We start from the raw sequence: 13,267 nt of genomic DNA on the forward strand, positions 1-13,267 counted from the left end.
AATAATTGCATCCCTTACTCGGTACTATAATGAAATACGATGTAGTAGAGCAGATTTTTAATAAATATTCGACTTTACGCAAATTTGAACATTTGGAAATAGATGTTCATTTTTGTATTCTGGATAAATCTGAGCAAGTGCAACGGTTTGCATCTCAACCACAAGAAGTGATGTTGGGCAAAGATATTCGAGTCAGCTTTCCCGAATTTATTGGGAAAGAAGATATCTTACAATCTATTCTTCAAGGTCAACAAGAAAACTTTGAATTAGCAGCAATTAGACGAACTTTCGATCATCAATCTGATATATATATAAATATATATATTATTAGTGAACCAAAGGAAAAATCATCTTTAATGATTTTAATTGAAGATGTTACAGAAAAACTAAAAATAAAACAAGATTTATTAAAAATAACTAATGCGGCGAATCTGCTATCAATGACACTGGTGGCATATAAAAATTATATGGATACAGTTATCAGTTCAATGGCAGATGCCTTATTGGTAACTACGAATACAGGAAAAATCAAAAAAATTAATTTAGCGGCGCAAAAGTTATTTGATTTTCAAGAATCAGAGTTAATCAACCAACCAATATCTTTGATATTTGATGATAATTTTTTATTGCTCAGAATTATTAATCACTACAGTAAAATAAACCGGGATTTGCAGCATTTTGAAGTTGTGTGTCGCAAAAAAACACGAGAAAAAGTACTAGTAGCTTTTTCTTGTGCAGTTATGCAGAAAAAAAATGAAGTTTTAGAAGATATTATTTACATTGGTCGGGATATTACTAGTCGTCAGCGTCGAGAACAACGTAATAATGCCCAATATGCAATCACTCGCATTCTCTCAGAATCTCAAAGCATTAAACAGGCAATGCCAGAAATTTTACAGGCAATTTGTCAAAGTTTAGAGTGGGATGTGGGGGAATTATGGACAACAAGTGAATATATTAGTACAGATGTGCCAGAAGACAGTGAAGATGCAGTACTAAGATGTGTAGAAATTTGGTCGAGCCGAGTTGTATCTGTGCGTGAATTTAAGGCGGTTACATGGCAGACTACATATGTCCCTAGTGTGGGATTTCCTGGCCAAATTTGGGACAGACGTTCTCCCTTATGGATTAAAAATATTTTAGACTATGATGACTTACAGCGATCGCCAACTGCTGTAGCTTCAGGATTGTGTTCAGCATTTGGTTTTCCGATCCTAGACGACAATAAAATTTTAGGAGTAATGACTTTTTTTAGCCGCGATGTGCAACCAAAAGATGCAGATTTATTGCAAATGATGGTTTCCGTTGGCAGTCAAATCGCTCATTTTATGAAACGTAGACAAGCAGAAAATGAGTTGTTAGAAAGTGAATCGCGCTATCGAGATATTTGTGAAAATGCTAATGATTTAATTCAGTCTGTAAATCATTGTGGTCATTTTTTATATGTCAATCGGACATGGTGTAAAACATTAGGATACAGTGCCGCAGAAGTAGCTCAAATGAATGTCTTTGACATTATCCATCCTGATTTTCAAAACCATTGTCGGCAAATGTTTTATCGTTTGATGTCAGGACAACAAATAGAGCAAGTTAAGGTTGCTTTTATTGCCAAGAATGGTCAAACAGTTTTTTTGGAAGGCAATATTAACTGTAAATTTGCAGGTGGAAAGCCAATTGCAACTCGTGGTATTTTTCGCAACATTACCCAAAGAGTAGCACTAGAAGAAGCATTGCGGCATCAACAGGAACAAACAGAACAACTTTGGCAGGCGAGATTACCAGCACTCACATCTAATTCTTTACAATTACCAACAGATAGTACTCACGCAGATGTAACCTATGTGACTGTTTTGTGTGCAGATATCGTTGGCTTATGCGAAATTGCTGCTTCTGAAAGTGCAATGCAACTAGTTAATTTACTCTGTCCAATTTTTGTAACTTTCGATTACCTAAGTAATTACTATGGTTTAGAAAAAATCAAGACCATCAATGATGTCTATGTGGTGATGGCTGGATTACCCACAAAAAGGCCAGATCATGCCCAAGCGATCGCTAAAATGGCCTTAGATATGCAAACAGCGATCGCTACATTTAATCTAGAGAATCAGCAGAACTTTAACATTTGCATTGGTATTCACACTGGCTCAGTTACAGCAGGTGCGATCGGTTTAAACGATATAATCAACATTGCCAGATGTATAGAATCGCAAAGTTTAGCGGACACCATCCAAGTTACACCAACTACTTACGAACAACTACGTGATGAATTCTCGCTAGAACCACAGGGTGAAATGGAAATTTCAGGACAAGAGAATATCACAACTTATCTGTTGCGCGGTAAGAAAATAGGGGAGTAGGCGCTTTGATGGGAAAATTTTGGAAAGGCAATTGCTTATAATCAAAATATTATTATTTTGGAGTAAAGAGAAAATCAATACTGCTGGGTTAAGAATTAAGCAGTATTGAGAATAAGGCATTGCTGAATGCAGGGATGAATTGGCGATCGCATTTAGTACAAATGTGTCCACAGTTTACCTCCCCTCTTGCCGTTTTTGCGAATTTCCGTAGACTTAAGTAGAAAGATGCAAATAAACCGAACTATGTAACGGAAAGTAAAGTAGCTTGAAAACCTCTTCCCTTCTGCCTTCTGCCCTCTGCCTCCTGCCTTCTGCCTTCTGCCCTCTGCCTCCTGCCTTGTCATAACGACAATTTTTAACACCGACCTACTTACAGTGTGGACATTGCAGCTAACGCACTCCAGGTAAACAATTATCAAAGTATCGTATTGAAACAGCGAACAGTAAAACTGGAAATGTATGACTTCACACTTTATACTTTCCTCATCCCAAATTCTCACTTGCAAAATTGGTTAAAGTTGTTGTTACTGGTATTGGTTTAGTCTCGGCTTTAGGCGCAAGCTTAGAGGATAGCTGGCAAAACTTGTTAGCAGGTAAATCAGGAATTCAATTACAGCAACCATTTCCAGAACTTGAACCAGTTCCTTTAGGTTTAATTGGTAAACAACCATCTGGGTTAAAAACGCTCAACCAGGTGATTGTTGCTTCTGCGTTAAAAGATGCTGGCTTGGTTCTACCTTTACTTGATTGTGCTGTAGTAATTGGATCGAGTCGCAGCCATCAAAGTGATTGGGAATTGCTGGCAAAAAAAATGTATGGGAAAGATCCCAATTCCACAGAGGAAGTAGGTTTAGAAGATTGGTTGGATATCTTACCTCATATGAATGCGATCGCATCTGCTAGAAAAATTGGTGCATCGGGAATAGTTGCAGCACCGATGGCGGCTTGTGCTACAGGGATTTGGGCTATTGCTCAAGCAGCTTTTTTAATTCAAACTAGGCAATGTCAACGGGTAATTGCTGGCGCAGTGGAAGCACCGATTACACCTTTAACTATTTGCGGGTTTCAACAGATGGGTGCTTTAGCTAAAACTGGCGCTTATCCTTTTGATGTACATCGAGAAGGTTTAGTCTTGGGTGAAGGTGGTGCTGTGTTGGTTTTAGAGTCAGCAGAATTAGCTAAGCAGCGCCAAGCCAAAGTTTATGGTGAAATTCTGGGCTTTGGTTTGACAGCAGACGCATATCACACCAACCAACCAGAACCAAATGGGAAAAGTGCGATCGCGGCTATTCAACAATGTCTAAAACGCAGTAATCTAATTCCAAATGATATTGACTATATTCACGCTCACGGTACAGCCACACAGTTAAATGACCGAATTGAAAGCAAAGTAATACAACAGGTATTTCCCCAAAAAGTAGCTGTCAGTTCCACCAAAGGTGCTACAGGCCATACTTTGGGAGCTTCAGGCGCTTTAGGAGTGGCTTTTTCCTTACAAGCTTTGCAGCAACAACTTTTACCGCCATGTGTCGGCTTACAAACACCAGAATTTGATTTAAATTTCATGATGTCTGCACAACAAAGCACAATTCAACAAATATTATGTTTTAGCTTTGGCTTTGGTGGTCAAAATGCAGTTATAGCTTTGGGTAGTATTAATTCGTAATTATATTAAGTCACAGGATGTTATTCAAAAGTAAGCACATCAAATAGAGGTTTTATTTTCGCCAGACTACTAATATTACTCCAACTACAATCAAGCTCAAACCTAATAAGCGCATAACAGAGATAGGTTCTTTCAATATCCAGTATCCTAGCAAGACAGAAAAAATATAACCTATGGATATAGATGGGCCAGCAACACTGAGATTAACTCTAGTGAGCAGCAAAATATAAAATATAGCACCTATTGCATAGCAAGTTAATCCGATTAAAAGTTCTGGTGTTGTGATGATACTAAGAATGTGACTAATCGCATTCCCTACATGAACCCTGCCTAATTTGTTTGCACCTATTTTCAAAAAAAATTGTCCTGCTGTGCTAATTAGAACTGATATGAGTAGTAAACTAAATTCTTGCGGTGTCATAGCATTGTAATTTCTGGCAGGAAAATTAGATGTACTTTTCTAATAATTTCGTATTTTGAACTAAAACTCACTATTTAGACTGCATTTCTGAGATTTTAATTAAACCGCCAGTTTCTTTTACAGTATAGATAGGACGGGCTTTAACTTCTTCATAAATGCGCCCAATGTATTCGCCTAAAATGCCAATACAAATTAACTGTACAGAACCGAGAAAAAACATCGCAATTGTAATCAAGGTGTAACCAATTAAAGGACTAACAGGTTCAAATAAGCGCCAATACAGTACTAGTATGATCATCAATAGAGCGATCGCAGCTGCCAACATGCCTAAATAGGTAGCTAACTTTAAAGGCACTGTGGAAAAAGAAATAATGCCATCGATAGCCAAAGCCCAAGACTTACCAAAGGTATACTTGACTTGTCCAGCAAAACGCGGTTCTCGTTCAAAAAGTACAGATGTTTGCCGGAATCCTACCCAAGCGCGTAAGCCGCGAATGTAACGGTTACGTTCAGGCATGGCATTGAGAATATCCACAACTTGCCTGTCTAGTAAACAGAAATCTCCCGTATCTGTCGGTATATCGACATGAGACAAACGTCGGAGAATACGATAAAAGGCATAAGCAGTCAAGCGTTTCAGCCAACTTTCCCGTTTGCGAGATAAACGTTGAGCATAAACTACTTGATAGCCCTGTCGCCATTTTTCCAGCATCTTGACGATTAGTTCTGGGGGATCTTGCAGATCCGCATCCATGATAATCGCACATCTGCCTTGCACAAAGTTTAGTCCGGCTGTGACTGCGATTTGATGACCGAAATTTCGTGCAAAACTCAGATAACGCACTCGATTGTCGTGATGGTGAAGTTCACGAATCATACTCAAAGAGCGATCGTGACTACCATCATCAACTAAAATTAACTCAACTTCACCGTCTAACTGCTCTACAACATGATGCAGACGACGGTACATTTCCGTAATATTTTCTTCTTCGTTATAAATGGGAATTATTAAAGAGTATATTGGTTGAGTCACAGTTGTTATTAGATTATGAAATCAAGGCAGTCATCAAATTATTGATATAAGTAGAAAGGTGCAAATAAACCGAACTATTTAACGGAAAGTAAAGTAGCTTGAAAACCTCTTCCCTCCTGCCTCCAGCCTTCTGCCCTCTGCCTCCAGCCTTCTGCCCTCTGCCTCCAGCCCTCTGCCTTCTGCCCTCTGCCCTCTGCCTTCTGCCCTCTGCCTCCTGCCTTGTCATAACGACAATTTTTAACACCGACCTACTTAGTTTCTCCTAAAAAATCCTTCTAGAGTAACTCAATCGTCAAAATTATATCCAGTTATGGTAATAAATAAACACTTAATTAAATAATTAAACTGATTTTCGATATGCGCCCATTCCAAAAAAAAGAATGGCTATTTAGCTTGCTGCTAGTGTCTTTAGTTCTGTGGCTGATATGTTTGGGAAACTCTCCCTTGCGAGACTGGGATGAAGGAACTGTGGCACAAGTCGCCCGTGAAATTTGGCGCGCCCCCTTTGGTTCTCTGCATTGGCTATATCCAACTTTAGCAGGTGAACCATATCATAATAAGCCGCCTCTCATGCACTTGTTAATTGCTTGGTCTTACTCCCTCGGAGGCGTGAATGAATGGACAACACGCTTACCGGGTGCTGTGTTAACTGCATTAGGCGTGCCTTTACTTTATTTGGTGGGGAGTTTACTATTTAACGATAGTTTACCAGCTTTGTTTGCGGCTTTAGTTTACTTAACAACTTTGCCTGTGGTACGTCATGGACGTTTGGCAATGCTAGATGGTACAAGCATTACTTTTTTCTTATTATTGCTGTTTTGTGTATTAAAGTCACGTCATCAGCAACGTTGGGCTTTAGGTGTGGGATTTTGCCTAGGGCTAATTACCCTGACTAAAGGAATGTTGGTTTTGTTACTGGGGGGTATTGCTGCTTTATTTATTCTGGCATCCTCACAATTAGCTTTGTTAAGCAACGCCTATTTATGGGGAGGAATTTTGTTGGGAATTGCGCCTGCGATCGCTTGGTATGTTGCCCAATGGCAGTATTATGGTGGTAATTTCTTACAAATAAATCTACAAGCGCAAACATTTGACCGCATAGCTCAATCTGTTGAAGGTAATACAGGCGCTCCTTGGTATTATTTAATTGAGTTATTAAAATATGCTTTTCCCTGGTTGTTATTTTGGCCAGGAGGATTTTATCTCGCTTGGAAAAAACGTTATTCTAGCTGGGGTAGCTTAGTTTTAGTTGGTACAATTGTTTACTTTTTGACTATTTCTTTGATAACTACAAAACTTCCCTGGTATATTATGCCTCTGTACCCATTTTTAGCGCTGGCAGTTGGGGCAGAACTCAGTCAAGTTTGGCAAAAAAAACAATTTAATTCTCGAATTTGGACAATATTTATAGTTATTATTGCGGCTGCTGGTTTAGGAGGTGGCGTTTACTTCACTGTTGTACAGGAAGAGTCTGTGTTAATCGTTATGAGTATTGTTTTAACTATTAGCATGAGTATAGTGGCATGGTTAATTCAAAAAAGCGATCGCAGATTTATTCCTGTTTTGTTTTCTGGGATGTATTTAGTCTTATTATTATTAATGAGTTCACAATCCTGGATTTGGGAATTAAATGAAGCATTCCCAGTTAAACCAGTAGTAGCCTTAATTCGCAACCATGTTTCACCAGGAACAAAAATTTATACATCATTTGCCTATGGTCGTCCTAGTTTAAATTTTTACTGCGATTGTCAAGTAATTCCCGCAACTGCCCTTGTTTTACAACAGATGTGGGCAAATAATTCTTATTTATTGTTAGACAACGGTACATTATCTAACCTAAATTTACCTGCGGATAAAGTTTTAGGTAATGCAGAAAATTTTAGTTTAATCGCATCCAAATAAAGTATATAAATAAATATAAATTATTCGTAGTGTTATGCAGTAGGCTAAGGCACTTTGAATTTTTGATGGTGCGTTGCGCTGCGCGACAACACGCCCTACTAAATTGATGCAATTTTACCTATTATTGCAAATAATTCTTAATTATTGTAAGATATTTTTTGTGCCAATTCCGATTAGAAACTGATGCCCAACAATTTTGCTCTGGGTAAAGAAAACCGGTTAAGTCGCCGCCAACTATTGAAATTGGGAGTATGCAGCGCTGGATTTGCAGGTACTGCGGCACTTTGGCATACCCTGAATTCACAAAGCCAGTCAATAGTCAAAGTACCGCCGCTGGAGATGGAAGCAACAAATCAGGTTGCTAATCCCATGCAGATGCTAAGGAATTTTGATTATGGGACGATAAAGCAAGAAAATGGACGTACTGTGCGAGAATTCCAGCTAACAGCAGGTAATTCTGTAATTCAACTCAATAGCGCTGTTTCTTACAACATCTGGGATTTAAACGGGCGCATCCCAGGGCCAACGCTACGGGCGAAGCAAGGCGATCGCGTGCGGATATTATTTCTCAATCAGGCGGGACATTCTCACTCTCTACATTTTCATGGCGTTCATCCCGCAGAAATGGATGGGATTCGTCCTGTCAGCAACGGTAATGCCACAATTTATGAATTTGACGCAGAACCCTATGGCGTTCATTTGTATCACTGTCACATAGCGCCAGTTACCCGTCATATTGCCAAAGGTTTGTACGGGATGTTTATCATCGATCCTCCCACACCGCGCCCAGTAGCTGATGAGATTGTATTAGTGATGGCTGGGTATGATGTAAATGACGATAGTCATAATGAATATTACGCCTTCAATGGACTGCCCCATCATTACATGCAGCATCCCATCCCAATTTACCAAAATCAGTTGATTCGGTTGTATGTTCTCAACATCATTGAGTATGAGACAGCAGTCACATTTCACCTCCACGCCAACTTTTTTGATGTTTATCGCAGTGGGATGACCATGACTCCCAGCGAGAAAACTGATGTCATCACAATGGGTGTAGCAGAACGCCACATTTTAGAATTTGCTTTTCGCTATCCAGGTAAGTATATGTTCCATCCTCATCAAGATGCGATCGCAGAGAATGGCTGCATGGGTCAATTTGAAGTAATTGCTGATAATACTTCTCAAACTTCCCTAAAAAGTTCTTAGTCTGATTATTCTATTTTTGGCGTTGCTGAATGAAGAGATGAATTGATTTATATGGGTACAATTTTATACTTTAAATAATGAAGTAATAATTTAATCGAGTATCTCAGCATTTGTTCTGATTTGGAATAGCATAAAGTTTTGCGGTGAAGGCGTGCAAGATAATGGCGTAACCGAGTATTTTCATTTTCCACCCTTGTCATATATGTTTTACTCACAATTTGGTCTCCATCGGGGATAAAACTTGGGTAAACTTTCCAGCCATCGGTCACATAAAAATAGCTTTTCCACTGTTCAACAAATTCCCAAAGTGGCTTAAAAGTTTCAGCACTATGGTCTCCTAAAACCCAAGCTAAAATACCTTGAGTAAAGTGATTTACTGCTGTCCACAACCAAATTTTGTTTTTTTTGAACCGATAAATGTTTCTAACTCATCCAATTCTCCAACTTCTGGGACGATATCTTCTTTTGGAACGTCTGGCAGCTTTTCTCCTAGTTGTTTAACCCAATAAATTATCGTCGTATGATGCACACCTTTAACTCGTTCAATACCACGAAAACCCATGCCGTTGAGGTACATTTTTAAGCATTCTTGTTTCAGTTCGTCTGAATATCCTTTTGGCGGATCATATATATCAATAAATTGGCGGTTGCAATGAGTACAAATGTGATTTTGTTTACTTTTACGTTTCCCATTCTTTCTGATTTCCGTAGAGCCGCAGTATGGACATTGCACAGTAGATGACCTCAATTCATCTCTCTATTATGCAATGCCACAAATTAAAGTGTCTTGACTACCACTTGCGAGAGTTTGACCATCGGGACTAAAGCTGACAGACCAAACAATACCTGTATGTTTATCTAAAGTTTTTAGGCAATCTCCTGTTTGTATATTCCACAATTTGATCAATCCATCATGACCACCACTTGCCAGGGTTTGCCCATCTGGACTAAAGGCGACTGTCCAAACCCAACCTTCATGTCCTTTAAATATCAACAAGTTTTTTCTATCTGCCATTTGCCACAAATGAATTTGCCCATCCATATCGCCTGTAGCTAACAGTTTTCCATCTGGACTCAAGGCAAGTGAATAAATATTCTTCAAGGTTGCAGCAAATACAGACTGATCAAAAGTAGTATTTTGGAAATTAACTCCTGCTAAATTGACACGCTGTAAGTCCGCTTGCCGAATGGTCAAATTGGAGAAGTCATACCGTTGTAAATTTACTTCCAAATATGCTAACAAGTTGAGGACATTGCCCCCGGTATACCCAGTTAATATTGCAGTTTGATGTCTTTGCTGCTCCAATACATTCTGCAACAAAATTATCAGTTTTTGTTGATTGCCTAACTCTATTAACAATTGCTCAAGTAAGGGTTTTACAATTAGTTGCTTTTGTGTTTCACGGATGTAGTCTTTGGCTGTTGCCTTAATCAAAGCATGGGTTTGAAACAAGCTTAAACTGACAGAAGTTTCTCCTACTAATTCATAACAAACTTGTTCAACCAATCGCTGTGTTGTATATTCCATCACGACTGGTTGCAAGAAGAAATCTTCATCGCTTTTTTCAATTAATGAGCGTCGCAATAGAGATTTAATTGCTGAAGGCACAAAACGCTTTGCAGAAGATGTCGTCACATCACAAGCTAACTCGGCAAGAGATACTGGCTCTCGATTAATTGCCAGCCAGTTCATCACTTCTTCTTCTATCGCTGACAAACGCTGAAACTGCCGTTCTAACAAGTCTTGGATGTCGTCAAAAATTAATGTTCCCTGTTCTATATACTCCAAAACAGGGGCTATTTTCCCGTTGAAAAGTTCTTGAGTTCCGACGGCTACTATCTTGAGTGCTAAGGGATTACCCCCGTAATACTCTATGAGTACTTGCCATTCTCGTTCTGTACCCGTGAATTGTCCTTTCTGCTCGAATAAATCTTGTCCCTCAGTAGTATTTAATCCTTTTAATGGGAGCGATTTTACTTTTACTCCTGTTCTGTCTCCTTCTAACGGTATTAATTCTTTGAGTTTTTCTCTGGAAGTTAACAGAACACAACTTTTATGCGGTACTTCGCCAACGCGCTTAAGTAATTGACCATATCCCTCGTAGCCTGGACGATATTGCCCTGCTTGACCACCAGCGAGAATTGTCTCAACATTGTCTAAAATCAGCAGACAACGGTTTGCTTGCAAACATTCCATCAACTTCGATAGTTTGCCATCAAAACTTTCGGGTATTACCATCTCCTTTCGCAGCGCCGACAGCAAAAATTGCAGAATGTTGGTTATTTGCTCCTCTACTGGCGGTGCATTTACTAGGCTTCGCCACACCACTACCTCAAATTCGCTTTGAATTTGCAGCCCCAACTTCACTGCTAAAGTGCTTTTGCCAATACCACCAATTCCTATGAGTCCAACTAAACGACACCGTTCTTCTAATATCCACTGTCTTAGCTGCAATAATTCTTCACTGCGACCAAAAAACATGGATACATCCGGTGCTTCACTCCAGTCATACTGAGGATTTGCGTGTCTCGCTACCAAGTCTTCAGGGGGGTTAGGTCGGGTATAATCGCCTTTACACAACTGCAATCTAAAGGCAGCGAAGGCAAACTGCAAGGAACTTTTATCTACGGGTTCCTCTCTTCCTAGTATCCTGGAGATTGTGTGTAGAGATAATTCTGTGCGATAGCTCAATTCTTCTAAAGAAAAGCTATCTCCACCATTCTCATTAAATTCGGCTTGAGCTTTGGCATCTCGAAATTTCTCCCAGCCGTTGAGGGTCAAGATTACACCCCGATTGCGTCGAGCTTTTTGCTGTTTCATTAGTTTTACTCTGTTGAATTTTAACAACACTACTAGCCAACCATTGCGTGATAACTCCACAACGCAAAGCGCAAGCTTGCGATCGCTTGAACTACTAACCTGCATCGCGGCTAGTTTAGATAGTGTCTATACAAAGCGACAAATTTTCAGAACAGCATTTAGGTGCATATTAGCAGTATTCAGTAAATTTACGACAGTAGCCAAGCTTAAGCAAATCTAATCTCTCTAAGCAGACTTAAACTTAGATAGCTCGTAACTCTGTTTTGCCTTCAACAAATCACAAAACCCTTACTTCAAAGGGATTTCAACCCTACTACCTGTCCTCTGTTACCTGTCACCTGCTATCACTTTTTACTTTTGCCTTGTTCGGTGAACTTTCGCCGGTCTGCGCTAGGGTAGAAATGGACACCTAATTTATAAATTTCTGCTTGTGCTTCCCTGTAAACGTCCAGCTGCCTTTTTAAGTTTGGCTGTTTTACTCACCGCCTTAACAGCCTGTACCAACACTCCAGCCACCAAAAATCTGGAACAATCTTTGGCGGCTGATCCCAGACTGCAAGAAAACCCAGTTCTCTTTGGGGAAGCTAGTAAAGGCGAACCACAATCAGCAAACAATGAACCTACAGTCCAGTTACCTGCGGATTTTCCTAAAGATATTCCTTTATATCCCAATGCCAAACTTCAGGAAATTACACCTGCTAGTGGCTCAGAAAATAAAATATCAACTAAATGGTTGAGTTCCGATCCCAGCAATTTTATTACAAGCTTTTATCGCAGCCAGTTGCAGGATAACAACTGGCAAATTTTACAGCAGCCAGCCGATGATGTCGGTACTTTTGAAGCGCGGCGCGGTGATTTGCTCATTAAAGTCTCCATTCAAGCTCAGTCTGTTACAAATGCTGCACCTAATCAACCACAAACAGCTACTAGTTTAATAATTGAGTACATCCCAAATAGTAATGACACGGCACAATCTACGCCAACAACTAATAATGCGCCTCAACCAGGAGATCCGCAGTTTATTGGCCCAGTAGCACCAAGCAACTCGGCAACACAGCCAAGCACTACGCCTAATACTCCAACAACTACTGCAACTATATCTGCATCTGGGGAATTTTCAGACCTCAACAAAGCACCACAAGAATTACGTCAACATATCCAAGACTTAGCTGCATTGGGTGTTTTGTCCATAGAACCTCCAGGAAACAAGGCTAATTCTAGCAATACAAATTTATTTGAACCGAGTAAAATCATTACCCGTCGCATATATGCACGTTGGATAGTTGCGGCTAACAATGCGATGTATGCAAATAATCCAGCCAAGCAGATCCGGTTGGCTGCGGAAAGTACGCAACCAGCTTTTAGTGATGTATCAAAAACAGATCCAGATTTTCCAGTAATTCAGGGACTAGCTGAAGCTGGTTTAATTCCCAGTTCCTTGTCGGGAGACTCAACCGCAGTTTTGTTTCTTCCAGATGCACCGCTAACGCGGGAGCAATTGATTTTGTGGAAAGTACCTTTGGATACTCGCCAAGCTTTACCAACTGCGAATTTAGATACAGTTAAACAAACTTGGGGTTTCCAAGATGTGGGGAAAATTGACCCTAAAGCATTACGGGCAATTTTGGCTGATTTCCAAAATGTAGAAAAATCAAATATTCGGCGGGTGTTTGGCTTTACGACATTATTTCAACCTAAAAAAACCGTGACTCGTGCTGAGGCGGCTGCGGCTTTATGGTATTTTGGTACTCCAGGTGATGGAGTATCAGCTGCTGATGCTTTGAAGTTAAAGCGATCGCCTACCTGAATTTGTCTACTTAAGTTTTGATCAAGGTGGATAAATATTCCACGTCGTTTT

9 protein-coding genes are annotated in these 13,267 nt (G+C 39.8%); 5 read left to right on the forward strand and 4 right to left on the reverse strand.

What is annotated here, in order from left to right; translation table 11 throughout:
* Positions 1–29 precede the first annotated feature (29 nt).
* On the forward strand, positions 30–2,357 hold the full coding sequence (locus IQ259_RS01760) for an adenylate/guanylate cyclase domain-containing protein (RefSeq protein WP_193879975.1): 2,328 nt from the start codon (positions 30–32) through the stop codon (positions 2,355–2,357).
* Between the two features lie 508 nt (positions 2,358–2,865).
* Entirely contained in the window at positions 2,866–4,023 is a 1,158-nt protein-coding gene (locus IQ259_RS01765) for a beta-ketoacyl-ACP synthase (protein ID WP_193879981.1), read from the forward strand.
* Between the two features lie 52 nt (positions 4,024–4,075).
* On the opposite strand, the gene IQ259_RS01770 is transcribed toward IQ259_RS01765, so the two are convergent.
* Both IQ259_RS01770 and IQ259_RS01775 read right to left on the reverse strand, forming a co-directional pair.
* Positions 4,076–4,444, reverse strand: a complete 369-nt coding sequence (locus IQ259_RS01770) for an EamA family transporter (RefSeq protein WP_193879986.1) — start codon at positions 4,442–4,444, stop codon at positions 4,076–4,078.
* 70 nt (positions 4,445–4,514) lie between these two features.
* Positions 4,515–5,477 (reverse strand): glycosyltransferase family 2 protein, encoded by a 963-nt coding sequence (locus IQ259_RS01775; RefSeq protein WP_193879989.1) that lies wholly within the window; start codon positions 5,475–5,477, stop codon positions 4,515–4,517.
* Positions 5,478–5,834: 357 nt separating this feature from the next.
* Here IQ259_RS01775 and IQ259_RS01780 point away from each other — a divergent pair, with 357 nt between their 5' ends.
* Entirely contained in the window at positions 5,835–7,379 is a 1,545-nt protein-coding gene (locus IQ259_RS01780) for a glycosyltransferase family 39 protein (RefSeq protein ID WP_193879992.1), read from the forward strand.
* A 183-nt stretch (positions 7,380–7,562) separates the two neighbouring features.
* Entirely contained in the window at positions 7,563–8,588 is a 1,026-nt protein-coding gene (locus IQ259_RS01785) for a multicopper oxidase domain-containing protein (RefSeq protein WP_193879997.1), read from the forward strand.
* 47 nt (positions 8,589–8,635) lie between these two features.
* Here the strand turns inward: IQ259_RS01785 and IQ259_RS01790 are convergent.
* Both IQ259_RS01790 and IQ259_RS01795 read right to left on the reverse strand, forming a co-directional pair.
* Positions 8,636–9,321 (reverse strand): IS1 family transposase gene (locus tag IQ259_RS01790; RefSeq protein WP_370567991.1). Its coding sequence is split into 2 segments (ribosomal slippage): positions 8,636–8,982 and positions 8,982–9,321, totalling 687 coding nucleotides; the frame shifts between segments, so codons are not numbered across the junction.
* Between the two features lie 27 nt (positions 9,322–9,348).
* Entirely contained in the window at positions 9,349–11,514 is a 2,166-nt protein-coding gene (locus IQ259_RS01795; protein ID WP_228014290.1) for an NB-ARC domain-containing protein, read from the reverse strand.
* A 325-nt stretch (positions 11,515–11,839) separates the two neighbouring features.
* Here IQ259_RS01795 and IQ259_RS01800 point away from each other — a divergent pair, with 325 nt between their 5' ends.
* Positions 11,840–13,216, forward strand: a complete 1,377-nt coding sequence (locus IQ259_RS01800) for an S-layer homology domain-containing protein (protein ID WP_193880001.1) — start codon at positions 11,840–11,842, stop codon at positions 13,214–13,216.
* Positions 13,217–13,267 lie beyond the last annotated feature (51 nt).

Source organism: Fortiea sp. LEGE XX443, from assembly GCF_015206815.1.
Lineage (GTDB): Bacteria > Cyanobacteriota > Cyanobacteriia > Cyanobacteriales > Nostocaceae > Nostoc_B.

Coding starts and splice junctions, on each gene's coding strand:
- IQ259_RS01795 (WP_228014290.1), bottom strand. CDS start 11,514: ATGCAGGTTAGTAGTTCAAGCGATCGCAAGCTTGCGCTTTGCGTTGTG.
- IQ259_RS01770 (WP_193879986.1), bottom strand. CDS start 4,444: ATGACACCGCAAGAATTTAGTTTACTACTCATATCAGTTCTAATTAGC.
- IQ259_RS01760 (WP_193879975.1), top strand. CDS start 30: ATGAAATACGATGTAGTAGAGCAGATTTTTAATAAATATTCGACTTTA.
- IQ259_RS01785 (WP_193879997.1), top strand. CDS start 7,563: ATGCCCAACAATTTTGCTCTGGGTAAAGAAAACCGGTTAAGTCGCCGC.
- IQ259_RS01780 (WP_193879992.1), top strand. CDS start 5,835: ATGCGCCCATTCCAAAAAAAAGAATGGCTATTTAGCTTGCTGCTAGTG.